The following is a 22,920-nucleotide window of genomic DNA, read 5'->3' as shown; positions in this document are numbered from 1 at the left end:
TGTTCTACGGGCCGGGCGCCGAGGGCTACACCGACTACCCCTCCCTCGAAACGGCTTGAGGCCCACGGTCACGCCTGTCCGTGCGGCAGCCCCACTCACCCATGGACAGGCGGCCCGACCGTCGACACCGTGCCCGCCCCTCCGAACCCGCGGTCACACCGGCGATCACCGGCTCCAGGACCCGTCGGGTCCATCAGGGCGTTGAAGGGCCGCAGGCTCCTGGTCAGCAGCCTGCGTTCGGTGACTTCGTCGACACCAGCCGACACACCATCGGCACCTGACCGCGGACCCTGGTACGGCTGAAGGGGTTGGACTATCCGTTGTGTGCTTCGAGCTCGGTCGCCAGCGTCTGTTGGGTGGCCGCCCACGACGCCAGGAGCGCCAAATTGTCAGCGGTCGGTGTGCCCGCGGGTGCGGTGTAGATGTTGAGGTGCAGGCCGGGTTCGGCGGGCAGTTCCAGGGATTCGACGTCCAAGTCGAGCCGGCCCACGATCGGATGGTGCATACGCTTGCGGCCGGACCGGTGCAGCCGCACGTCCTGAGATGCCCACCGCTGCCGAAACAGCTCACTGCACGTTGACAGTTCGCCGACCAGGGCGATCAGTTCCTCGTCGTGCGGATTGCGGCCGGCTGCCATGCGCAGCTTCGCGGCCGCGTCACCGGCAACCTGGTCGTAGTCGACAAAGAAATGTCTGGCCGTCGCGGGGTTCAGATAGACGAACCGCGCTATGTTCGCGGGCCGTCGCGGGTCAGCCAGCACCGGTGAATACAGCGCGCGAGCGAGTTGGTTCATGGCGCGCACGTCATAACGGCCGTTACCGATCCAGGCCGGCGCACCGGAGATCGCGTCGAGCACCTGCTGCAGCGTCGAGCGCACCGCCACGGCGGGCCTGCGCCGGCGTGGGCCGCGGGGCGCCCTCGATTGGCGCGCGAGGTGGAACAGGTGGTCGCGCTCGGCTTCGTCGAGCTGCAAGGCAGAGGCCAACGCCTCGAGCACGCCGTCGGAGGCACCGGCGAGGCTGCCGCGCTCCAGGCGTACGTAGTAGTCGACCGATACCCCCGCCAGTAGCGCGACCTCCTCGCGGCGCAGACCTTTGACCCGGCGGTTGCCGCCGTAAGCGGGCAGGCCCGTCTGCTCAGGTGTGATGCGGGCGCGACGTGAGCTGAGAAACTCCAGGATCTCGGTGCGTAGATCCATCGCGGTCATCTCCTCACCGTAAGCCCGTCCCGCACTCTAATGGATACCCGATGCGGTCGTTGCGGTACCGCCGTCCACCGGGATGATGGCGCCCGTGAGGTAGGACCCGGCCCGGCTGGCGAGAAACACGGCGGCACCCGCCATGTCGTCGGCGCGGCCGAGCCGGCGCAGAGGGGCCGACGCCGCGATCGTGTCGCCGATGGCATCGAGCGTGGACGCCATCATCTGCGACGGGAACACTCCCGGTGCTACCGCGTTCACCGTGATGTGCTGTGGGCCCAGCTCCCTGGCAAGTACCCTGGTGAGTTGATGGAGTGCCGCTTTGCTGCTGGCGTACGAGTAGTTGGGCGACGGGGCGACGTGGATGGCGGCGATGCTGCCGATGTTGATGATCCGTGCGGGATCATCGGCGGTGCCCGCCTTGCGAAGTGCCGGGAGCAGTGCCTGCACCAGCCAGAACGGCGACTTGAGGTTGAGGTCGAGCACGGCATCCCAGGCCTCGTCCGGGAACGTCTCCAGCGGCTCGCGCCGCATCGCTCCCGCGTTGTTGACAAGGATGTCCAGGCGTTCCGAGTCGGCCTGGACAAGATCAGCGAGGCGCTGACACTCGTCGTGCCTGGACAGGTCGGCGGGAATTGCTCGCACGTCGCCGAATTCGGACAGCAGACGCTGTGCCTCCGCGCACGTGTCTGCGTTGCGTGAGCTGATGACGACGCGGGCGCCCGCCTGGAGAAGGCCGCGCGCTATCATCATCCCAATACCTTTGGTGCCGCCAGTGACAAGGGCGTACTTTCCCCTCAGGTCGAAAAGTCCTGTGTGAGTGGTGAACTGGTTCTCCGCCATTGGTCTCCGTCTTTTCTGTCGTAAAAGAATGCGCCGACACGGTCGCTTATTCGGGCAGCTGAATTGAATTGGTGTCGGCGTTTTCGACTCCGCCAGGTTGACAGGCGTGTGGAATTTCGGGGAGACCCTTGTGATACAGGTACTGTCAGAACCCCCTTCCCCGGTGCGCTGAGTCAGGATCACCCCGGCTTGATGCCCGTGGATGGTTCACCCAGAAACGAAGGAGATGCCGGCGACGCTCCAGGCCCGTCGGATCCTTCCGTTCTGCGGCAGGAAGCTGCCGTCCCGGCGGGCGGCCACGGCTCTCTGGATCTGCGCACCGCTGCGGCGAATACACCCGTTCAGGGACAGCGGACGGGCGGTCGCCGTTCATACCGTTCTTGGTGTCACCCCGGCGAGATGAACCGCGGGGTCCAGGACGAAGGAGTCAGCGTGAGCGGCCTGATTGTTCGGAAGACATTCGCCCAGATCGAAGAGATCCGGTCCGTGGCGGGCGAAGGCGACGAGGGCGGCCCGCTGCGCAAGGTGGCGGTGTGCGCGGTGGTCCGTAACCCCTTCGCGGGGCAGGGATACGTCGCCGACCTCTCCCGGATCGTCGAGGGCTCGGACGAGATCGGTACCTACCTCGGGGAGGAAGCGGTCCGCCTGCTCGGCTCGGCTCCGGAGAGCTACGGGAAGGGCGGCCTGGTCGGCACCTCCGGTGAGCAGGAGCACATCAATGCCGCCGTCACCTCGACGTTCGGCAACGCCCTGCGCAAGGCGATCGGCGGTGGCGAGGCCTGGATCACGTCCGTCACCAAGTCCTCCGGCACGGATGCCACGATCGACGTACCGCTCGCCTTCAAGGACGAGATCTGGGTACGCAGCCACTACGACGCCATGACGGTGCACATCCCCGACGCTCCGCACCCCGACGAACTGGTGATCATCGCGGTGGTCGCCAACCGCGGGCGGATCAACGCGCGTGTGGGCGGGCTGACGAAGGCCGAGGCGCAGGCGCGGGTGACGTCATGAGCACCCTCGCCGTCGTCGGCGCCGGCACGGTGTTCTCCGGTGACCACCGCAGTCCGCTGATCGCCGACGCGGACACCGTGGTCAGTGAGCACGGGGTGATTGTCGCGGTCGGCCGGCGCGACGATCTCGCCGGACTCGTCGAGACCGCCGAGGTGGTGATCGACGCGAACGGATCGACCGTCGCCCCCGGTCTCATCGACTCGCACTGTCACGTCGTCCTGGGGGACTACACACCGCGGCAGAAGACGGTGGACTTCCTCGCCAGTTACGTGCACGGCGGCATCACCAGCGTGGTGTCCCCGGGCGAGATCCACGCCCAGGGCCGCCCGCACGACGCCACGGGCGTCAAGGCGCTCGCCATCGCCGCGATGTCCTGCTTCAGGAACTTCCACCCCGGCGGCATGACCGTTCACGCCGGTTCCGTGGTGCTGGAACCCACCCTGACCGACGACGACTTCGCCGACCTGGAGAAGGCCGGCGTGCGGCTGGCCAAGTTCGGGTTCGGACTGTACGAGGACCCCGCCGACGGCTACGACCAGGTGCGCTCGGCCCAGGCGCACGGCATCACCGTGATGTGCCACTCCGGCGGCGCCAGCATCCCCGGAAGCAAGCCGATCACGCCTGACCACCTGCTCCACCTCGCTCCCGACGTGTGCGGGCATGTGAACGGCGGCCCGACCTCACTGCCGGTCGAGGGCGTCGACAAGATTATCGAAGAGACGTCGATGGCGTTGCAGCTCGTACAGGCGGGCAATCTCCGGTCGGCGGTCCGCATCATTCGCAAGTGCCACGAGGAAGGCCGTTTCGATCGCATCGTCATCGGCTCGGACACCCCGACCGGTACCGGTGTGATGCCGCTGGGCGTCATCAAGACCGTGGCAGAGCTCTCCTCGCTCTCCGGTATCGATCCCGCACGGATATGGGCCGCGGCCACCGGCAACAACGCCCGGACGTGGGACCTGCCCGCGGGATTCATCGCCCCCGGAGCGGCAGCCGACCTGGTGGTCATGGACGCCCCCTGGGGATCCACCGCCTCCGACGCGATCGGGGCCCTCGCCATCGGCGACATCCCCGGTATCACGGCGGTCGTCACCCAAGGCGTCCTTCGTAACCTGACCAGCCGCAACACACCGCGTGCCGCCCGCCTCGTCGACGTCACCCCGCCGATGCCGCACCTGTCCGCCGCCGGCCACTAGGCCGCATCACAAGCAATCAGGGAGCGTGTCATGTCCCTCCACGTCATCTTCGAATCGGCCAAGTGCCAGGGGTACGCCAACTGTCTGATCGAAGCGCCCGAACTCTGGGACTTCGACGAGGACAACAACACCGCCGTGCTGCGGCTGGAGAACCCCCACGACGCCCTGCGTGCCCACGCCGAGGCCTCGGCACGCTGCTGCCCGGCCCAGGCCATACGCGTGGAGGGCCCGGCATGAACCGTGTCGTGGTCGTCGGAGCCTCCCTGGCCGGAGTCAGCGCCATCGACTCTCTACGGGAGCGCGGTTTCCGAGGGGACATCGTCCTCGTCGGTGCGGAGGACCGGCTTCCCTACACCCGGCCCCCGCTGTCCAAGGACGCTCTTGCCGCAGGGCTGAGCGAACCGGCGCTGCGCCTGCGGGAGAGGGAGTGGTTCGACGAGAGAGGCGTCACACTGCAACTCGGAGAGGCGGCCACCGCCCTCGACACCCGTGATCGCCGGCTCTGGCTCGGTTCCGAGACGTCCATCGCCTACGACGGTCTGGTCATCGCCACCGGATCGATATCGCGCCGGATGCCCATGACCCTGTCCATGCCGACCGCGCACACCCTCAGAACCTACGACGATGCGCGACTGCTGCGTCAGGCACTGCGGCGTGGCGGTCACCTGGTAGTGATCGGCGCCGGGTTCATCGGCCTGGAGACAGCGGCCACGGCTCGCACCCTCGGCCTGGATGTCACCGTCGTCGACGTCATGCCGACCCCCATGTACCGGTTCGGAGAACAGGTCGGGGTCTGGTACGCCGATCTGCATGAGCGTCACGGAGTCCGGATCCTCTGTTCCACCGGGGTCGACTCACTGCGTGCGGCCGGCGACCGCGCCCACGTGGTGCTCGACACGGGGGAGACCCTGACCGCCGACACGCTCCTCGTGGGTGTCGGCGGCATACCGGCCACGGCCTGGCTGACGGGTTCGGCGGTCGGCTTCGCCGACGGTGTGCGCTGCGAGCCGGACCTGTCCACCGGTGTCCCGGGCGTGGTCGCGGCGGGGGACATCGCACGCTGGCACAACAAGGCCTTCGACGAGACCATGCGCGTCGAGCACTGGACCAACGCCGTCGAACAGGGCGGGCACGCGGCGGGAACGCTGCTGGGCGAGCGCGCCCCCTTCGAGTCCGTCCCCTACTTCTGGACCGACCAGTTCGAAGCGAAGCTGCGCTGCGTCGGACGGGTCTCCCCGGAGGACGACATCGCCGTACTGCGCCGGGACGAGAAGTCGCTCGTGGCCGCCTACGGACGCGACGGCACCATCCGCGGAGCGGTCTGCGTCAACGCCCCCCGACAACTGGCCACTCTGCGCGCTGCCATCGCGGAGCGCGCGGACTTCCGCGAGATCACCGGTACCACCCCGGCTACCACAACGTCCTGACCCATCCTCTGCGAAGGAAGCCCGATGACCCAGTCGTCTGTCGCCGCCAACCGCGACGCCCTCTCCACCATCGAACTCTTCCCCCAGGACGAGGACTGGTCACTGCAGACCATGCGTCTCCTGGCCCAGGTCGCCGTCGGCGGCTCCGACCTGTTCGAGTGTGCCCGTACGGCCGCCCGCATCGGCCGTACCACCACCGACGGCGAAGTGTGGCAGAAGGAATGGAGCCGCACCGCACAGGAGGTCGCCGCCGCGGCCGAAGCCGCTCTCGCCGAGGGCAACATCACCACCGCGCGCCGGGCGTTCATGCGCTCCTGCGGCTACTGGCGTCACTCGGAGTTCTTCCTCAACTCCGAAGACCCGCGCCGTGAACTCGCGTACCTCAGTGGCACCAAGAACTTCCAGCGCGCCGTCGAGCTCTCCGACGGTCTCGTCGAGCGCATCAGGGTGCCCTTCGAGGGCATCACCATGGACGGCTACATCGTGCGCCCCGACAACTCCGGGAAGCGCCGGCCCACCGTCCTGTTCCTCGGCGGCGCCGACTCCTGGGCCGAAGAGCTCTACTTCATGGGCGGGACCGAGTTCCCCTCCCGTGACATGAACGTGGTCATGGTCGACACCCCCGGCCGCGGCAGCTCGCTGCGCTTCAAGAAGCTGTTCAGCCGCCCCGACTACGAAGTCCCCGTCGCCGCCGTCCTCGACTTCCTCCAGCAGCGTGACGACGTCGACGCCGACCGCATCGGCGTGGCGGGCGTCAGCTTCGGCGGCTACTACGCCCCGCGAGCCGCCGCCTTCGAACCCCGCATCAAGGCCGTAGCCGCCTGGTGCGGCACATGGAGCATCCTCACGGACTTCTACGAGTTCTACCCGCCGCTCCAGCAGCAGTTGCAGTGGCTGTCGGGCTCCAAGGACGACGCCGAGGCCCGGGAGAAGCTGGCCGCCTTCACCCTCGACGGCGTCGCCGACAAGCTGTCCATCCCCGTGTACGTCATGCACGGTACCGACGACATCATCATGGACATCGCCGGCGCCCGCCGCTTCGTCGAGGCCCTGACCACCAAGGACGTCACCGTCGACATCTACGACGGCGCCGGTTCGCTGCACTGCAGCTACGACTACTTCTCCGTGGCCACCGCCCGCGTGGCGGACTGGTTCCTCCACAAGCTCGACGCCGGCCGCGCGAGCGCCTGAGCACACCCCGGAGGCGACGTCGTGTACGAGATCCACCAGCTCCTCTGGGACATCCGCCGCGATCCAGAGGTGAAGAAGGCTTACCGGGCCGACCCCGACGCCGTCCTCGACTCCTACGGCATCGAGGACACATACCGGCAGTGGATGAAGGACCTCGACTTCAAGGCCCTGTACGAGAGCGGCATCAACCCCTACCTGCTCTACTTCTGCGCCATTCAGCTCCAGGTCGACCGAGCCCAGTACTACGCCCAGATTCGAGGGGAGACGCAACGATGAGCGGTAACGGACGCATCGTGGGGGTCTTCGCCGCCTCCCACTCACCGGGCATCACCGGCTGGCCCGAACGGGTTCCCACCGATGTCCGCGCCACTGTGGAAGGCGCCTATGCCGAGGTGCGCACGCGGATCGAAGAGCTGCGGCCCGACGCCGTCATCGCTGTCTCGGTGGAGCACTTCACCAACTTCGGCCTCGGCAACCTGCCGGCCTTCGCGATCGCCATGGCCAAGTCCTACCTGGGACCGACCACCGCGGAAATGGCCGCCTTCCTCAACGTCGAACAGCACCAGTACGCCGGTCACGCGGATCTGGGCCGCCACCTGTACGCCCACGCTCTGGGGGCGGAGTTCGACCCGGCCCTGGTCGAAGGCGGTCTGGAGTTCGACGAGAACTTCTGTGTCCCGCTCAAGCATCTCGACCCGGACTCGAAGTACCCGCTCGTGCCGGTCATCGTCAACGGAGTCAATCCGCCCTGGCCCACCCCCAAGCGGTGCTACGACCTGGGCCGGATGATCCGGGACGCGGTCGAGGCCCAGAGCTTCGCCCCGCGGGTCGTGGTACTGGCGACCGGAGGCCTCTCGCACTGGGTGGGCCTGCCGGAATCCGGCTCCATCAACGAGGAGTTCGACCGCGACTTCATCGCCCGCCTCGAGTCCGGAGACCCCGGGCGCCTGACGGACTACACCCAGGACACCATCGACGCGGCCGGCAACGGAGCGCACGAGATCCGTACCTGGCTGGCGGCGGCGGGTGCCGCCGGAACCGGCTTCGACGTCCTGGCCTACGAACCCGTGCCCGAGTGGCTCACGGGCACCGCGGTCGCAGCCGCCCGGCTGTGAGACACCGTTCCCACCCCTCTCTTCAAGGAGAAACCCCATGAGCAAGCTGCCCAAGGTCACCGGTCGCGACATGCGGGGTGTGATGGCCTACCCGCCCACCCCCGCACTGCCGGGCGCCGAGCGCGTCGACGCCATCGACACGGTCGACCTTCAGGAGACCGAGCGCATGATCGGTGCCCTGATCCGTGACGGCGTCGACGCCATCGCCCTCAACGGCACGCTCGGCGAGATGGCGACCCTCACCCTGGAGGAGTGGAAGGCCTTCGCCGCCTGCGCGGCCGAGACCGCCCGGGCCATCGACCCCGACTTTCCCCTCTTCATCGGAGCCACCACGCTCAACACCCGGGACACGGTGTCCCGGATGAAGTTCCTGGCCGACCTCGGTGTCACCGGCACACTGCTGGGCCGTCCCATGTGGGGCGAGATGGTCGCCCCGGTGATGGACCGCTTCTACCGCGACGTGGCCGGCGCGGTGCCGGAACTCGCCATCGTCGTGTACGACAACACCGCGGCCTTCCGCGGGATCATCCCCCGGAGTGTGTACAAGACCCTCGTCGAGCTGCCGCAGGTCGTCGCCGTCAAGTACGCCGGAGGCGCCTCCGTCGGCTTCCGCTACCACAACGACATGGCCCACACCGGCACCAGCTTCCCGCTGATGGCGATCGAGACGGACTGGTTCCCGGCCTGGGAGCTGTACGGCGAGGAGCTCGTCGGCATGGCCTGGTCCTCCACCACGGCCATGGGTCCCGGCCCGGTCCTGGAGCTGCGCGACGCGCTCCAGCAGGGCCGCACCGACGACGCCCGCTGGCTGACCGAGCGGCTGCGCTGGGCCCACGAGCCCTTCCTGGTGGGCCAGGACTTCATGGAGTTCGCCAAGTACAACATCCCGCTCGAGAAGATCCGGGTGAACGGCGCCGGCTACATCAATGTCGGCAAGTGCCGTCCGCCCTACACCGAGGACCTCGTCCCCGACGTACACGTCCGGACGACGGGCCAGCACGTCGAGCGTTACGCGCAGGTCAAGACCGAGATCGAGAAGCGGTTCGGGCCGCGTACGCCGAAGCACCAGGGATGACCGATGACACCACAGGCGGAGCAGCAGCAGCTGGATGCCTGGGTTGAGAACACCCGGGTGGGGATCACCGCCGGCCGGTTCCCCGCCCGGGCGTTCAACGACCAGGCCGTGTACGACCTAGAGCAGGAACGCCTGTTCTCCAAGGCGTGGTGCTTCCTCGCGCACGAGAGCGAGATTCCGGCACCCGGTGACTACGTCACCCGCAAGATCGGCAACAACAACCTCATCGTCGCCCGGGACGAGCACGGCGAGATCCACGCCAGCTTGAACATGTGCCGGCACCGCGGCAACGTGATGTGCAAGTCCGAGATGGGCAACGCCTCGCACTTCCGGTGCTCGTACCACGGGTGGACGTACAAGAACTCGGGCGAACTCATCGGAGTGCCCTACATGAAGGAGGGCTACGAGGGCCAACTCAAGCGCAAGGACTGGGGGTTGGTCGGCGTTCGCGTCGACAGCTACGAGGGCCTCGTCTTCGGGACGCTCGATCCCCGGGCCTCCACGCTCGACGAGTACCTCGGCGACTTCCGCTTCTACCTCGACCTCTACCTCAAGCACGGCTTCGGCGGCGTCGAGGTGCATGGGCCGCCGGACCACTGGGTCGCCGACACGGACTGGAAGATCTGCGCCGAGAACTTCGCCGGCGACGGCTACCACACCCCTGTGGCCCATCAGTGGGGCTTCAACCTGGGCTACTTCCCCTCATCCGGGTCCACGCACAGCCAGGGCTGGGCCGCCAGTGTTCCCGGCAAGGGGCACGGCATCGGGCTGGGGCACAGCCCCGGCTTCCCGGCCTTCGGCGGGTTTCCCGGCGAACTGGTCGAGGAGATGAAACAGACGCTGACGCCCGAGCAGGTCGAGGTCTTCGCCAAGACCCGCACGGCTGTCGGCACGGTCTTCCCGAACCTCTCCTTCCTCATGCAGCCCTTCAGCCTGGTGCCAGGCGAGCCGGGAGTCCGCTTCGTCACCATGCGTCTCTACCACCCGGCCGGCCCCGGACGCATGGAGATGTACTCCTGGTGCCTCGTGCCCAGGAACGCCTCGGAGGAGTACAAGGCGGAGGCGTACCGCGCCTACACCCTGGCCTTCGGACAGGCCGGGACCTTCGAGCAGGACGACTTCGAGAACTGGACCAAGGTCACCCAGTCCGCCGGGGCGACCATGGTCAAGGACCTCGACTTTCCCTACGTCATGGGCATGCGGAGTGAGCCCGACCCCGAGTTCGCCGGTCCCGGCCATGTCGTCACGCCCTACGTCAACGACACCAATTTCCGGAACCTGTGGACCCGCTGGGGCGACTACCTGGCAGGGGAGGCGTGATGGGCGACCGCATTCCCGTGAACCGCACCACGGTGGCCGAGATCCAGGAGTTCCTGTACCGCGAGGCGCTCGCCCTCGACGAGCGGCGGTTCCGCGACTGGCTGGCCATGCTCACCGACGACATCACCTACGAGGTGCCGGTCAGAGTGACCCGTGAGGCCCAGGCCGACTGGGAACTGGCCCCCACCTCGCGCATCTTCGACGACGACCGGCAGACGCTCGAAGTACGCGTGCGGCGGCTGGAGACCGATTTCGCCTGGGCCGAGCAGCCGCCCTCCCGCACCCGTCACTACGTCACCAACGTGATCGTCGATGCCACGGACCTGCCGGACGAGTACCTCGTGCACTCCAACTGCTTCATCTACCGGAGCCGAGGAGACAGTCCGACGCCCAGTTTCTACTCGCTGTCCAGGAAGGACACCGTCCGCAGGGAAGCCGACGGATGGCGGCTCGCGCGCAGGTGGGCGGCGTTCGATCAGGCGCTGATCAACGCGCACAACCTGTCCATCTTCGTCTAGTGCCCCGCACTGATCAGGAGGCCATGGTGGACACGTCGAGCCACACGCCGAACATCGAACGCCCGGACATCGGAGAAGAGTCCCACTACCCCGAAGGGCCGGGAAACGACGGGCCGGTCATCATCGCGAACGAGTTCGCGGACGTGGTCATCCGCAAGGTGGCGACCAGGAACGGCATGCGCCTGGACATCTGGTCGCCCCGCCGGGGCACCCGCGTTCTGCTGGACGCCGTGGCCCTGGACTGCCTCAGCTTCCAGGAGCCCGACTTCATCACCGAGATGCTGGCCAGGAGGCCCGCACCATGAGCGGGCGCCTGGAAGGGATGCGTGTTCTCGTTGTCGGAGGCGGCGCCGGCATCGGCAAGGGCGCCGCGATCGCCTACGTGGAGGAGGGCGCGGTCGTCACCGTGGTCGAACGGTCGGAGCGGCACGCTGAAGCGCTCCGACGGGAGGCCAGGGGCAGACCGCTGGAGGTGGTCGTCGGAGATGCGACTGCTCCTGCCGTGCTCTACCAAGCGCTGTCGCAGGCCATCAGCACGACCGGCGGGCTCGACCATCTCACCTGCTGCGTAGGCGTGTTCGACCACTACGCCTCGCTGCGCGAGCTGTCCGTGGACGAGCTCGTCAAGGCGGCCGAGGAGATCTGGCGGGTGAACGTCCTGGCCACGCTCGTCGCCGTCCGGATCGCCTGGCCGGCACTCCACGAGGCCGGCGGCTCCGTCACCCTGACCCTGTCGGAGTCGGCGTTCCATCCAGTGGGCGGCGGCGTGCTGTACGGAAGCTCCAAGTGGGCCCTTCGGGGGGCCGTACAGCACCTGGCGGCCGACCTGGCTCCGTCCGTCCGTGTCAACGGAGTGGCTCCCGGCGGCACCAGCGGCACGGGTTTCTCCGGCCTCGCCGCACTCGGGGAGAGCGAGTCGTCGGTCGGTTCGGTCACCGGCAGGGACGAGCGGATCGCCGCGGGCACCATGCTCGGGGTGACACCCTCACCGGCCGACCACGCCGGGGCCTACGTATACCTCGCCGATCCGGGAGCCTCCCGGGTGGTGACCGGCACAGTCATCAACAGCGACGGCGGGCGCGCTCTGCGATAGCGCGCACCGGCACCGGGCGCGGTTCCCTGACGGGGAGGCCGGGGTGGGCCGAAGAGCAGGGCGGGTGGAGACCTTAAGGCCTCCACCCGCCCTGCTGTGTCCGCGGAGTGGGGAGTCACCGACCTTCGGGGCCGTGCGTCGAGGCCCAGATCAGCTGGATCAGCCCGGCACGGTTGGTGACGTCCGTCTTGGCGTAGATACGCTTGAGGTGCTGTTTGACCGTGTTCTCGGAGACGAAGGCGCGTTCCGCGATCTGTTTCGTCGTCAGGCCCTCGCTCACGAGCCGCGCGATGTCCTTCTCCCGGTTGCTCAGAACCTGCCAGTCCGGCAGCCGGCCTTCGGACTGCCGCCCGGAGTGCTCGAAGAGCACGGTTGCCGCGGCAGGCGTGCCACCCGCCAGCCGTACGGTTTTCGCGACGACGCTTTTCCCACCTGCCATGGAGACCGTTCGGCTCACCACCTTCTTGCCGTCGTGGGCGAACCGCTCGGTGGCGTCCATGATGGCCCGTGCCAGCCCGTCGGCGATGGGCAGACTGCCGTCGGGGCCCAGCGGTACGGGCCATTCACGTCGAGCGGCACGGTTGAAGAACAACACTCGGCCGCCGAGATCGGTGATGATGACCGGGTAGTCCAGATGGTCGAAGGCGTTCTCGATCAGAGCGGTGCGCTGTGCCGTCGCTTCGAAACGCAGGGCGCGTTCCATAGCCCGTCCGACGTGTTCGGCGATGCGCTGGGCACCGCTCAAGTCGGCATGTGAGAAGGGCTCCTGGGATGTGCCGCGGGCGAAATTGATCGTGCCGAAGAACATCGTGCCCGACATGACCGGGGCCAGGAGCGAGTGGGCGTACCGGGCCACCGCCAGAGCCTGACGGGCTCCACTGCGGTCCCACTGGTTGCCGGGCAGACGTGACGAGTCCAGTGGCGTCCTTTCCTCCATCACTCGGCTCAGGACCGGATCGTCGTTCCTGCCGTACGCCTCGTAGGCGTCCAGGAACTGGTCCGAGGTGACGGCGTGCACGTCCAGAACCCGCCGGGACTGCTCGTCGAGCCGGTACAGGCCGACGGCACTGGCCGGGATCACGGTGCGCGCATGGGTGAGGTAGGCGTCGACGACCTCGCTCCGGGTGAGGGCCGACTGCATCGCGAAGGCGAACCGCTCGGTGCTGTGAGGGCTCGGGCTGGTGGTACTCATGATGGCTCCGGACGGTGGAAGCACGAATGAGGCGTCTGGTGGCAACGACCACGGACCGGACACGAGGGTGGGGCGCTGCCGCCCCACCGCACGCGTCCGGTCACCTGACAGTCCGGCAGTACGGTCCTGCCGGTCAGGGCCTGTCGGTCACGTCAGAGTTGCCGCGTCGCGGCCGGACCTGATGCCGGTGTGGATCGCACCGTCGATCAAGGCGTAACTGCCGCTGGCCAGGTCGGCTCCGGCGAACAGGATCCGCCCCGTTCGGTCCCCGATGAGATCGAGCTGCTGCTGCAACTGTCCCGGCGCGGGTACGGCCCAGGTGCCGCGGAACATCGGGTCGGTGGTCCAGCTGTGCGTGGCGACCTCCAGTACTTCGAGGTCGGGCAGCCATGCGCGCAGTACTCGCTGCACTTCGGCGGGGGAATGGCCATTCACCGCGGTGGCGTCCGGGCCGAAGGCGACAGCGATGTGGTCGTCGCCATGAGGGCGGTCGTACTGAAGCAGTACGAAGGGATGTCCCTCCGGCGCGAACGCCATGTACGGAGCCCTGTCCCCCCTGATGCGGCAGAGGACCTTCAGGCCCGCGGAGATCTGCCCGGCCTCGGCGACGGCGGTGACCTGTGGCCGCTCGGGCGAGAACTCGATCTGCGACAGGACGTTCACCGGCACGGCGCACACCACCGCACCCGCCGCCACCGTGGACCCGTCGGAGAGTTCGATCTCCGCGCCCGAGGACGTCTCGGTTACCCGGCGGGCGGTCGTGGACATTCTGAAATCGGCTCTGGTGTCGGAGACGATGCCGTCGATCAGCAGCCCCGTCCCGCCGGTGATCTTGTAGCGGGAGATGACGTCCAGCATGACCTGCCAGTCCCAGCCGGCCAGCGCCAGCCAGCGGAGTGCGAGGGTCAGGCCCGCTTCGCCGAGCGGCGCCTGGCAGGCGGCCGACCAGAACGAGGACACCATGGCCCTCTCCTGCCGGCTCATCTCCACCCGGTCGAGGAAGTCGCCGAGGCTCAGCTTGTCGAAATCGAGGGCGGCGGGGGAGAAGAGCGGGTCCTGCGGGCGGGGGTAGGCTTTTCGGGCGGCCTCGGCCAGGGCCTGCATGCCCTTGTCGAGGAGGCCGAAGATCTCGTCCTCCGAACCCTCGGTGACGGTGCCGTCGTCGAGGAAGAGCAGCTGCTCCGGTGGGGCGAACTCCTCGATCTCCAGGCCGTAACGTGACACCTCCGACCACACGTGGGGCTGCAGCCAGTGAATGTCGGTGCCACCCATCTCTATCCGGGTGCCGAGGCGGTCGTCGGTCCAGGTCCGTCCCCCCAGCCTGTCGAGCGCCTCGATGAGGATCACGGACCGCCCCAGCTGGGAGGCTTCCCGGGCGGCGGCCAGACCGGCGAACCCACCGCCGATGACCGCGACGTCGTATCGAGAACTCACCGGACCACTCCGATCTCCACCGAGAACTTGCGGAAGGGGGCGTGGAACGTCCAGGTGGACTCGCTTCCACGCGGGAAGAAGGCGGAGTCGCCGGCCCGCAGTACCAGCTCCTCCTCGTTGGTCTTGACGTGGACCTCGCCCTCGATGATCCAGACGTACTCGTCGGAGTCGAAGAGGTAGGGCACCGCGGTGCGGTCCGGGTACGCGCCCTCGGCCACACGGAAGACGCCCGTACGGACATCCTCACGGCCGCGGACTTCGGAGAGCTCCCCGGTCCGGCGTCCCTCGACGAGGAACGGGACGTATCCGTCCTCCAGTTGGGCGGTGTCCACGACGATGTGCTTGGCTTCCACGGGGAGATCCTTTCGGTCGTGCTCCAGAGTCGGCCGGCCCGTCACCGTGCCTCGGCCTTCCGGTCTTCTGACAGGCCCTCAGCACCGCTCGAGGGGCCCGTGGCTTCGCGGGTGGACCGGCCGGGCAGCATGAACCCGGCCACGGCCAGGACCGGGACGATCCAGGGCAGGGAGTTGGCGAACCAGGTGGTGGAACCGGTCTGGACGCTCCAGTTCCTGAGCAGGAACACGGTCACCGTGCCGAAGCCCGCCCCGGCGATCAGCGGGGCCACCAGCCGAACCCACCAGTTCTCCCCGCGGTGGTCACGGCCGAAGAAGTACATGACCGCGACACACAGCACCCCCATGAGCGTGATCAGCCCGAACGTTCCCACGGCCAGCAGCAGGGCGAAGACCGTGGTCGGAGTGACTCCCGCGAAGTAGCAGGCGAGGATGGCGAGTATCGCGATCACGGTCTGCGTCAGGCTGGAGTTGTGGGGTGACTTCCACTTCGGGTGGGTCCGCGCCAGCTTTCGGGGGAGGAGGCCCTCCCGTGCCAGCGAGAACTGGTACCGGGAGACTGCGTTGTGGATGCCCAGGCAGGCGGCGAACGTGCTGGTGACGAACAGGACCTTCATGACGACGACGAAACCGCCTCCGAGGCTGTTGTCCGCGACCGTGTAGACGAAGTTCGTCATGTCGCTGAGTGCCGCGTTCTGCACGTGCGCGGTGCCGTACGCCAGCACCAGCACCCACGAGGAGATGATGTGGAACACCGCGATGACACCGACTGCCACGTAGGCGGCACGTGGGATGGTGCGACGAGGATCCTTGGCCTCCTCGCTGTAGATCGCGGTCGCTTCGAAGCCGATGAAGACCACGACGCAGAACATGAACCCGGCCCCGAAGTCTCCGTGGAAGATGTGGCTCAGCTGGAACGGGGCGGAGGTGAAACCGCCGGCGGGGGTCTGGAAGATGACGGCCACGTCCATGACGGCGATTACGGCGACCTCGGCCAGCATGAGGATGCCGAGCACTCCCGCGCTGAGGTTGACGTCCCGACGTCCGAGGACGCCGACCAGGACGAGACCCGTGAGCATCACGGCGATCCAGGAGACGTTCCAGCCGGTGGCTTCGTGGACGAACGCGGAGGTGGTGAGCGACAGCAGTGCCCACAGGGCGAGGACCATGGTGTGGTAGCTGAAGAGGGCCACCAGCCCCGCGGCCTGCTGTGCCCGGCGGCCGAAGGCGGACCCGATGTAGACGTAGAACCCGCCGGCGTCGACGACATGTCTACTCATCGCTGTGTAGCCGACCGAGAAGAGGATCAGCAGCGCGGCGACGAACAGGAACAGGCCGGGAACGCCCGCTCCAGGACCGAGAGCGAAGGCGAGAGGGATCCCGCCGATGAGGGCGGACATGGGACCGACGGTGGCGACCACGAAGAAGACGATCGCGGTGACGCCGAGCGAGCCGGTTCGCAGAGCGGTGTGCTGGGCAGGGGGCCCGGGCGATGCGGCGTTGCTGCTCACGGTGGTGTCCCGGCTCACTGGTAGGGGTAGATCCGGCGGCCGTGGTTGACCGAGACCCACTGAAGGGTCGTGAGTTCGTCGATGCTCGCCGGGCCGTTGAGCCGGCCGATCCCGGACTGCTTCTCCCCGCCGAACGGCACGATCGGTTCGTCGGCGATGGTGGCGTCGTTGATGTGGATCATGCCGGTCTCCACCTGTCGGGCGATGCGCATCCCGCGGGCGATGTCCCGGGTGTGGACGGCGCCACTGAGCCCGAAGTCGCTGTCGTTGGCGATGGCTATCGCCTCGTCGTCCGTGGTGAACTCCAGCAGCAGCACCACGGGCCCGAACAGTTCCCCCCGAGCGATGTCCGCCGAGGCGTCGACGCCCTCCAGCACGGTCGGGGCGAACACGTTGCCCTGGGCGGAACCCCGCAGCAACGCGGTCGCTCCGCAGTCGACCGCCGCGTCGACCTTCTGCTCCAGCGTGGCCACGGCGCGAGCGTTGATCAGCGGACCGACGATCGTGTCGGGAGCGGCGGGGTCGCCGGTCCTCAGTTCGGACACCTTCGTGAGGAAACGCTGCTTGAACTCCGCCGCGATGGAGGAGTGCAGGAGGACGCGGTTGGCCGACATACAGATCTGGCCCTGATGGGTGAAGCGGCTGAACACGGCCGCGTCGACGGCGTAGTCGAGGTCGGCGTCGTCACACACGATGAAGGCGCTGTTGCCACCCAGCTCCAGAATGGCCTTCTTGAAGTGGCGGGCCGCCACCTCGCCGACATGGCGGCCGACGGCCGTGGACCCGGTGAAGGCCAGGACCCGGGGCACGGGGTGTTCCAGGAAGTAGTCGCCGATCACCGGGATCTCGGTGACGGTGACATTGAGGAGACCACTCGGCAGGCCCGCCTGCTCGAAGATCGAGGCGAGCAGAGTGCCGCCGGTGATCGGTGTCTCCTCGTGCGGCTTGAGGACCACTCCGTTGCCGGTGGCCAGGGACGGCGCCACACACTTCATCGACAGGAAGAACGGGAAGTTGAACGGGCTGATCACGCCCACCACGCCGACCGGCTTGCGGAACACGAAGTTCTCCGTGTCCTCGACCGGGGAGGCGAGGATGCGTCCCTCCATACGCAGGGGAAGCGTCGACGCCTCCTTGAGAGAGTCGATCACGAGTCCGATCTCGAAAGCCGCCTTGAGCCGGGTTCCCCCCACCTCGGCGACGATCAGCTCGGTGATCTCGTCGGCTCGCTCCCGCACGATGCGGGCGGCGTTCTCGAAGACCGCCCGCTGCGCGTAAGCGTTCTGTTTGCTCCACGACTGCTGTGCCGCCGCCGCGGACCGGTACGCCTGGTCGACGTCCTCCCGGGTCGCCACCGCGAAGTCGCAGATCGGGTCACCACTGTAGGGATTGAGGTCGACGAGTCTCTTTTCGCTGGACCCGTCCCGCCAACTGCCTGCTATGTACTGCTGTGCCAACTGCACCGCGTCCATCAGTCGCCTCCGATTAGGGTGACCGGACTCACAGAGGTCCGGCTTGACCGGTGTGGGGCGATCGTGGCACTGGCATCAGCGGTTGACTTCAGTAGAACTACGGAGACGGGCCTGCGGACTACGGAGGCGCGGTACGGATCCTTCGCACCGAAGACGGGAGAAGTTGTGCTGGAGGACACGTTGGCCGAGTACCGTCCGCCGCCGCACGCCGGTCTCTCATCCCGGCCGGCCCTCGCGGTCGGCACAGAGCATCCAGGTGGCGACCTGGGTACGGTTGACCAGCCCAAGCTTCGTCAGGATGTGGTCGACGTGGCTTTCCGCCGTCCTGGGCGAGACGGCAAGCGTGCGCGCGATCTCTCGGTTGCTCATTCCCTCCGTCAGGAGGTGGGCGACCTCCAGTTCCCGAGCCGTCAACGGTGTCGTGGCTTCTCTACGGGGCCGGGCGAGGCCTTCCTCCGACGCCGCTTCCAGCAGTTCGTCCCGGCTGAGCCGTCCACCGCCGGCGTAGGCCTCACCGAACGCCTGCTCGCCCAGCGCGCCGCGACTGTCGCTCAGACATCGTTCCCGGTGCTCCGAGACGAACCGGAAACCGGAGAAATAGCCGCCGAGCACGCTCCACATCCGGTCGGCGACCCCGAACAGCCGGGCCGCGGCCTGATGCCGGCCACCGCGGGAATCGCACCATGCGAGCAGCTCGACGCAGTGGGTGAGCAAGAGCTGGTCGTGAGACGAGCGCAGTACCGAGAGCGCCGACCGCCGTGCGCTCCGCAGGTCGCTCTGCATCCACGCGTTCACGCCGAGCGCGTAGTCGATGTAGTCGCGCCACATCACGTCCTCGCAGTCGTCGCAGGCGGCGAGGCCACGCTGCCCGAGGGCGACGGCCTGGGCGGAGTCCCCGGACAGCGCGGCCAGCAGTACGGCCACTCCGCTCGCGTCCATGAACAGCAGCCGGGCCCGCGCGCCGTCCAGCCGTTCGTAGACCGCCAGCGCATGGTCGAGCCGTTCCCGGGAAGCGTCCAGTCGGCCGTACGCCATCTCGACCATGCCGGCGACCTGCAGACCGAGCCCTTCGCCGAGCCCGTCCTCTGCTGACCGGTTGTCGGACCTGTCGGTGTTCAGCAGCCGCTCCGCCAGGCGCAGTTCGTCCCGCAGTACGTACAGGTAGGCCAGTACGTACCGCGTACGCGAGCGGTCGGCCCCGTCCGAGTCTTCATGGGGGGCGGCCAGAACGCGTCGCAGGACATCCGTGCCTTCGGTCAGGCGACCGCTGACGAACCAGAAATTCCACAGGTCGCCCGCCATCCGTAGGGCGATCGCGCTCTGTGAGGTCGCGAGAGCGTGGTCGATGGCCGCTATGACGTTGGGGTAGTCGAGCTGGAGCTGGTCGAGGCGGCGGAACTGGCCCGGGCCCGGAAGATCGTGGGTGAACCGCCTCAGCACGTGTTCGTAGTGCTCCATGCGCCGATCGGCCAGCCGCTGACGGTCGTCCGCGTTGTCGAGTTTCTCGCTCCCGTAGTCACGTGTGACGCGCAGCAGTCTGTAACGACTGGGGTCGGTGTTGTCGTCGACCATGACCACGGACTGGTCGACCAGGGAGACGAGGACATCGAGAAGATCGACGTCGTCGAGGGGAGTAGCTCCGCACACCGCTTCGACGGCAGCCAAATCGAACGTATCATCGAATATGGTGAGTCGGCGCCACAGGAGCTGCTCCGGCTCCGAGCACAGTGCGTAGGTGCCGGCCGTCAGGGAACGCAGTTCGCGGTGGCGCGGAGCGACGTTCCGCGTACCGGCCCGTGGAAAGTACGGGCTGCCCTGCATGCGGTCGTTGATCTGCTCCACCGACAGGGCCCGCACCCATGAGGCCGCCAGTTCGATGGCCAGCGGAAGTCCGTCGAGGCTTCGGCACAGTGCGGCCACGGCTTCGGCGTTGTGCTCTGTCACCGCGAAGTCGGGTCGTACGAGTCGGGCACGTTCCGCGAAGAGCTGGACAGATCCGTAGCCCACCGCGCCTTCATTCGTCGTCCACGCGTTCATGGGCGGAACCGGCAGGGGCGCGAGGGTCATGAGTGTGCCCCCGTCGACGTAGATAGCGCGTCGACTCGTGGCGACGAACCTCGTGCCGTCGCCGGCTTGCAGCAGTTCCTGAACCGTGGCCACACCGTCCGCCCCGAGCAGCTCGCCACCGTCCAGCACGATCACGGCCTCAAGCTGCCGAAGGCCTTCCACGATGTGTTTCAGAGGCACGGACGCGTTCTCCCGCATCCCCACGGCGGCGGCGATGGCGGAGCACAGCTCCTTGGGCTCACGCACCTCGGAGATATCGGCGACGAAGACGCCGTTGTCGTACTGCCCGGCCCACTCCTGAGCGACCTCGGCGATCAGCCGCGACTTGCCCACGCCGCCCGGTCCGATCAGCCCGACAAAACGACTGGCCTGCACCGCGTGGCGGAGCGTCTCCCCCTCCCGCTCCCTGCCGACAAAAGTCGTGGCATAGCGGACAGGACGTGACCCGACGCCGGCATCGATCAATTCAGTCCTCGTGTCTCCACCACATCCCGCCCGATACGTTGGGTGTCTCGGGCCGGGTGCCGGGGGTGTCCGCGCCGGTCAATGCACCCCTTGACGTCAGGGGAGTGCGCCGACGCTCAGACGAGTGTTCCCGTTGCATGTCCCATGATGGCATCCGGCCGATTCGATGCGAAGGGTTCTCCGAGGCCGACATCCACGAGATCGACGCCCGGGTCGGTGTGCTGATCGAACCGGTGTGAGTGTCTGTGCTGCCTTCCCTCACCATCGGCGCAGGGTGGCGCTGGTCGGCGTGGCGCCGGGATCGCGCAGCACGCCGAGAACGTTGCCGGGGTACCGGGCGGGATGCCCGTTGCCTCTCAGTCCCCGACCCGTACCAGCCCGCTCTCGTAGGCGAAGATCACCGCGTGGATACGGTCCCGGAGGCCGAGTTTGGCCAGGATCCGGCCGAGGTGGGTCTTGACCGTCGTCTCCCCGACGAAGAGTCGGTCCGCGATCTCGCCGTTGGCCAGTCCCCGGGCGACCAGGGCGAGGACTTCCCGTTCCCGTTCGGTGAGAGCCGCCAAGCGGCTGCGCTGGGCGGGTGTGGACGCGGGGGCGTGCAGTACGAAGCGTTCGACCAGGCGCCGGGTCAGCGAGGGCGCCACCATGACCTCGCCTCGCAGCACCGCACGGACGGTCACCAGGATCTCCTCGGCGGGGGCGTCCTTGACGAGGAAACCGTTCGCGCCGGCACGCAGGGCGGCGTAGGCGTACTCGTCGAGGTCGAAGGTGGTGACGACGAGGATCCGGGGCCCATGGGGTCGCGCGCAGAGCTGTTCGGTCGCGGCGAGCCCGTCCAGACCCGGCATGCGCACGTCCATCAGGACGAGGTCCGGCTCCAGGGCGGCCACGCCCGCGATCGCCGCGTCGCCGTCGGCGGCCTCGCCCACCACAGTGAGATCGGGCTGACTGTCAACGACCATGCGCAGCCCCATCCGGATCAGCTCCTGGTCGTCGCAGATCAGCACCCGGGACGGTGACGCGTTGCGAGCCGGGGTCGGTGCCGGGCCGGTCATCGGGTCGCCGTGGTGGGTTCGGGCCCGGCAGGGCGAAGGGTGGCAGCGAGCCGGTAGCCGCCGTCGGGTGTGGGCCCGGCGTCGATACTCCCGCCGTACAGGGCGGTGCGCTCGCGCATGCCGGTGAGTCCGCGACCGGACGGGAGCAGCGGGGCGGGACGCTCGGCCGCCGCTGCGGCTGCCGCTCCGGCTCCGGCTGCGGCTTCCGCTTCGGCTCCCGCTCCGTCTCCCGCTCCGGCCGAGTTCTCCACTGTGACGCGGACCAGCCGTCCGGGCCCCCGCCTCCCGGTGTCGACCCGTACGTGGATCGTGGCGTCCGGCGGGCCGTGCTTGACCACGTTGGTGAGCGCCTCCTGCACGATGCGGTACGTCTGCAGGGTGAGATCCGCCGGAAGGCCGTCCCGCTCGCCGCGAAGGTCCAGCAGGGCGCGCCTGCCGCTCGTGTTGAGGCGTCCGACCAGCCGCCGCAGATCCGCCGAGAGGCGCGTGGTGGCCCCATCGGGACCGGATCCGGTGTCGGTGCCTGTGCCTGTGCCTGTGCTGGAGCCGCCGGCCGAGGCGTCCGCGTCGGGGGTGCGCAGCACCTCCAGCAGCCGGCGCAGTTCACCCAGGGCCTCACGCCCGGTCGCGCTGATGATGCCGAGGGTGCGGTCGACAACGGCGGGGTCGACCTGCCGCATCAGCCTGCCACCCTCGGCGTTCAGCACCATCACGCTCACGCTGTGCGCGAGGACGTCGTGGATCTCGCGGGCGATGCGCGCCCGCTCCTCGGAGACGGCGACCCGGGCCAGGGCGAGGCGTTCCGACTCGGCGAGCGCGGCACGCCGCTCGAACTCGGCGATATAAGCGCGCCGGGCACGGATGTACTCGCCGAACACCCAGGCCCCGGCCAGGAGAAGCCCCACCGCGAGCGGAGTGAGCCAGGCACCCCGGGCGCCCGGGCCCCCGTAGTCCCGCTGCCACGCGGAAGTCCACAGCAGAACGCAGCCGGCAGCACAGACCACCGTCGCCGCGGCAGCCCGGCGCAGGCCACGTACCGTGAGAGTGGCCAGGACAGCGGCCAGGGCGACGGCGCCGCGTCCCGGTTCCTGTCCCCACACCTGCCCGAGGAACTGCGCCCAGAACGCCGCCGTCACCAGGGCCGCGACGAGCACCGGCCGGCGGCGGCGCCACAACAGGGGCAGCACCAGAGCGACGTACAGGCCCGCCTGTACCCAGACCGGACGCCAGCCCGGCTCCGGGCGGATCACCGGCGGCATCGCCACCAGCACGACCAGCAGGACGTCCGTCAGCCACGGGTGGCCCCGCCGTAAGCGGGGCAGAGTCTCCATCAGCCGATGCACCACCTCACGCTACGGCCGGGACCTGATTCCCCACATCG

At 68.2% G+C, this 22,920-nt stretch carries 22 protein-coding genes; 12 read left to right on the top strand and 10 right to left on the bottom strand.

Annotated elements, in window-relative coordinates:
• Positions 1 to 313: 313 nt before the first annotated feature.
• Both AB0389_RS27640 and AB0389_RS27635 read right to left on the bottom strand, forming a co-directional pair.
• Complete coding sequence (locus AB0389_RS27640) at positions 314 to 1,198, bottom strand: helix-turn-helix transcriptional regulator (protein ID WP_366398212.1); 885 nt, start codon at positions 1,196 to 1,198, stop codon at positions 314 to 316.
• Between the two features lie 36 nt (positions 1,199 to 1,234).
• On the bottom strand, positions 1,235 to 2,041 hold the full coding sequence (locus AB0389_RS27635; protein ID WP_366398205.1) for an SDR family oxidoreductase: 807 nt from the start codon (positions 2,039 to 2,041) through the stop codon (positions 1,235 to 1,237).
• 432 nt (positions 2,042 to 2,473) lie between these two features.
• On the opposite strand from AB0389_RS27635, the gene AB0389_RS27630 reads away from it, so the two are divergent.
• Genes AB0389_RS27630 through AB0389_RS27575 form a run of 12 tightly spaced genes read left to right on the top strand, consistent with a single transcriptional unit; the run spans position 2,474 to position 11,990 of the window.
• A complete protein-coding gene (locus AB0389_RS27630; protein ID WP_366398204.1) occupies positions 2,474 to 3,055 on the top strand; it encodes an amino acid synthesis family protein in 582 nt (193 codons plus the stop codon).
• Positions 3,052 to 4,251 carry an amidohydrolase family protein gene (locus AB0389_RS27625; protein ID WP_366398203.1) on the top strand — a complete coding sequence of 400 codons (1,200 nt, stop codon included), beginning with the start codon at positions 3,052 to 3,054 and terminating at the stop codon, positions 4,249 to 4,251. Before AB0389_RS27630 ends, AB0389_RS27625 begins: the two co-directional genes overlap by 4 nt.
• Positions 4,252 to 4,281: 30 nt before the next feature.
• Positions 4,282 to 4,488, top strand: a complete 207-nt coding sequence (locus AB0389_RS27620) for a ferredoxin (protein WP_366398202.1) — start codon at positions 4,282 to 4,284, stop codon at positions 4,486 to 4,488.
• Positions 4,485 to 5,678 carry an FAD-dependent oxidoreductase gene (locus AB0389_RS27615; protein WP_366398201.1) on the top strand — a complete coding sequence of 398 codons (1,194 nt, stop codon included), beginning with the start codon at positions 4,485 to 4,487 and terminating at the stop codon, positions 5,676 to 5,678. Before AB0389_RS27620 ends, AB0389_RS27615 begins: the two co-directional genes overlap by 4 nt.
• 24 nt (positions 5,679 to 5,702) lie before the next feature.
• Positions 5,703 to 6,869: an alpha/beta fold hydrolase gene (locus AB0389_RS27610; RefSeq protein WP_366398200.1), complete on the top strand. Its 1,167-nt coding sequence runs from the start codon at positions 5,703 to 5,705 to the stop codon at positions 6,867 to 6,869.
• 21 nt (positions 6,870 to 6,890) lie between these two features.
• The gene (locus AB0389_RS27605; protein ID WP_366398199.1) at positions 6,891 to 7,145 is read left to right on the top strand and encodes a hypothetical protein; all 255 of its coding nucleotides are present in this window, start codon (positions 6,891 to 6,893) and stop codon (positions 7,143 to 7,145) included.
• Positions 7,142 to 7,984, top strand: a complete 843-nt coding sequence (locus AB0389_RS27600; RefSeq protein WP_366398198.1) for a hypothetical protein — start codon at positions 7,142 to 7,144, stop codon at positions 7,982 to 7,984. The genes AB0389_RS27605 and AB0389_RS27600 overlap by 4 nt, the downstream gene beginning before the upstream one ends.
• Positions 7,985 to 8,021: 37 nt before the next feature.
• Positions 8,022 to 9,059, top strand: coding sequence for a dihydrodipicolinate synthase family protein (locus AB0389_RS27595; protein WP_366398197.1), 1,038 nt, complete (start codon positions 8,022 to 8,024; stop codon positions 9,057 to 9,059).
• Positions 9,060 to 9,062: 3 nt separating this feature from the next.
• Positions 9,063 to 10,379 carry an aromatic ring-hydroxylating dioxygenase subunit alpha gene (locus AB0389_RS27590; RefSeq protein WP_366398196.1) on the top strand — a complete coding sequence of 439 codons (1,317 nt, stop codon included), beginning with the start codon at positions 9,063 to 9,065 and terminating at the stop codon, positions 10,377 to 10,379.
• A complete protein-coding gene (locus AB0389_RS27585; protein ID WP_366398195.1) occupies positions 10,379 to 10,897 on the top strand; it encodes a 3-phenylpropionate/cinnamic acid dioxygenase subunit beta in 519 nt (172 codons plus the stop codon). Before AB0389_RS27590 ends, AB0389_RS27585 begins: the two co-directional genes overlap by 1 nt.
• Positions 10,897 to 11,202 (top strand): hypothetical protein, encoded by a 306-nt coding sequence (locus tag AB0389_RS27580; RefSeq protein WP_366398194.1) that lies wholly within the window; start codon positions 10,897 to 10,899, stop codon positions 11,200 to 11,202. Before AB0389_RS27585 ends, AB0389_RS27580 begins: the two co-directional genes overlap by 1 nt.
• On the top strand, positions 11,199 to 11,990 hold the full coding sequence (locus tag AB0389_RS27575; RefSeq protein WP_366398193.1) for an SDR family NAD(P)-dependent oxidoreductase: 792 nt from the start codon (positions 11,199 to 11,201) through the stop codon (positions 11,988 to 11,990). Before AB0389_RS27580 ends, AB0389_RS27575 begins: the two co-directional genes overlap by 4 nt.
• 115 nt (positions 11,991 to 12,105) lie before the next feature.
• Here the strand turns inward: AB0389_RS27575 and AB0389_RS27570 are convergent, their stop codons facing one another.
• The 8 genes from AB0389_RS27570 to AB0389_RS27535 all read right to left on the bottom strand — a co-directional run bounded on the left by AB0389_RS27570 (position 12,106) and on the right by AB0389_RS27535 (position 22,870).
• Complete coding sequence (locus AB0389_RS27570; RefSeq protein ID WP_366398192.1) at positions 12,106 to 13,182, bottom strand: LuxR C-terminal-related transcriptional regulator; 1,077 nt, start codon at positions 13,180 to 13,182, stop codon at positions 12,106 to 12,108.
• 147 nt (positions 13,183 to 13,329) lie between these two features.
• Entirely contained in the window at positions 13,330 to 14,616 is a 1,287-nt protein-coding gene (locus AB0389_RS27565; protein ID WP_366398191.1) for an NAD(P)/FAD-dependent oxidoreductase, read from the bottom strand.
• Positions 14,613 to 14,969, bottom strand: coding sequence for a cupin domain-containing protein (locus AB0389_RS27560; RefSeq protein ID WP_366398190.1), 357 nt, complete (start codon positions 14,967 to 14,969; stop codon positions 14,613 to 14,615). The genes AB0389_RS27565 and AB0389_RS27560 overlap by 4 nt, the downstream gene beginning before the upstream one ends.
• A gap of 41 nt (positions 14,970 to 15,010) precedes the next feature.
• On the bottom strand, positions 15,011 to 16,480 hold the full coding sequence (locus AB0389_RS27555; protein ID WP_366398189.1) for an APC family permease: 1,470 nt from the start codon (positions 16,478 to 16,480) through the stop codon (positions 15,011 to 15,013).
• Between the two features lie 14 nt (positions 16,481 to 16,494).
• Positions 16,495 to 17,952, bottom strand: coding sequence for an aldehyde dehydrogenase family protein (locus AB0389_RS27550; protein ID WP_366398188.1), 1,458 nt, complete (start codon positions 17,950 to 17,952; stop codon positions 16,495 to 16,497).
• Between the two features lie 216 nt (positions 17,953 to 18,168).
• On the bottom strand, positions 18,169 to 20,394 hold the full coding sequence (locus AB0389_RS27545; RefSeq protein WP_366398187.1) for a LuxR C-terminal-related transcriptional regulator: 2,226 nt from the start codon (positions 20,392 to 20,394) through the stop codon (positions 18,169 to 18,171).
• A 446-nt stretch (positions 20,395 to 20,840) separates the two neighbouring features.
• Positions 20,841 to 21,539 carry a response regulator transcription factor gene (locus AB0389_RS27540; RefSeq protein ID WP_366398186.1) on the bottom strand — a complete coding sequence of 233 codons (699 nt, stop codon included), beginning with the start codon at positions 21,537 to 21,539 and terminating at the stop codon, positions 20,841 to 20,843.
• A complete protein-coding gene (locus AB0389_RS27535; protein WP_366398185.1) occupies positions 21,536 to 22,870 on the bottom strand; it encodes a histidine kinase in 1,335 nt (444 codons plus the stop codon). Before AB0389_RS27535 ends, AB0389_RS27540 begins: the two co-directional genes overlap by 4 nt.
• Between the last annotated feature and the right edge of the window lie 50 nt (positions 22,871 to 22,920).

It is taken from the genome of Streptomyces sp. NPDC093109 (assembly GCF_040701725.1).
In the GTDB taxonomy this organism is placed as follows: domain Bacteria; phylum Actinomycetota; class Actinomycetes; order Streptomycetales; family Streptomycetaceae; genus Streptomyces.
This window is presented reverse-complemented; position numbering and strand designations above follow the sequence as displayed.

Bases quoted from the DNA above. Each gene is read 5' to 3' on its own strand.
- AB0389_RS27600 (WP_366398198.1), top strand. From the start codon at position 7,142: ATGAGCGGTAACGGACGCATCGTGGGGGTCTTCGCCGCCTCCCACTCA.
- AB0389_RS27585 (WP_366398195.1), top strand. From the start codon at position 10,379: ATGGGCGACCGCATTCCCGTGAACCGCACCACGGTGGCCGAGATCCAG.
- AB0389_RS27535 (WP_366398185.1), bottom strand. From the start codon at position 22,870: ATGGAGACTCTGCCCCGCTTACGGCGGGGCCACCCGTGGCTGACGGAC.
- AB0389_RS27640 (WP_366398212.1), bottom strand. From the start codon at position 1,198: ATGGATCTACGCACCGAGATCCTGGAGTTTCTCAGCTCACGTCGCGCC.
- AB0389_RS27615 (WP_366398201.1), top strand. From the start codon at position 4,485: ATGAACCGTGTCGTGGTCGTCGGAGCCTCCCTGGCCGGAGTCAGCGCC.
- AB0389_RS27540 (WP_366398186.1), bottom strand. From the start codon at position 21,539: ATGACCGGCCCGGCACCGACCCCGGCTCGCAACGCGTCACCGTCCCGG.
- AB0389_RS27570 (WP_366398192.1), bottom strand. From the start codon at position 13,182: ATGAGTACCACCAGCCCGAGCCCTCACAGCACCGAGCGGTTCGCCTTC.
- AB0389_RS27625 (WP_366398203.1), top strand. From the start codon at position 3,052: ATGAGCACCCTCGCCGTCGTCGGCGCCGGCACGGTGTTCTCCGGTGAC.
- AB0389_RS27590 (WP_366398196.1), top strand. From the start codon at position 9,063: ATGACACCACAGGCGGAGCAGCAGCAGCTGGATGCCTGGGTTGAGAAC.
- AB0389_RS27550 (WP_366398188.1), bottom strand. From the start codon at position 17,952: ATGGACGCGGTGCAGTTGGCACAGCAGTACATAGCAGGCAGTTGGCGG.
- AB0389_RS27610 (WP_366398200.1), top strand. From the start codon at position 5,703: ATGACCCAGTCGTCTGTCGCCGCCAACCGCGACGCCCTCTCCACCATC.
- AB0389_RS27635 (WP_366398205.1), bottom strand. From the start codon at position 2,041: ATGGCGGAGAACCAGTTCACCACTCACACAGGACTTTTCGACCTGAGG.
- AB0389_RS27575 (WP_366398193.1), top strand. From the start codon at position 11,199: ATGAGCGGGCGCCTGGAAGGGATGCGTGTTCTCGTTGTCGGAGGCGGC.
- AB0389_RS27595 (WP_366398197.1), top strand. From the start codon at position 8,022: ATGAGCAAGCTGCCCAAGGTCACCGGTCGCGACATGCGGGGTGTGATG.
- AB0389_RS27620 (WP_366398202.1), top strand. From the start codon at position 4,282: ATGTCCCTCCACGTCATCTTCGAATCGGCCAAGTGCCAGGGGTACGCC.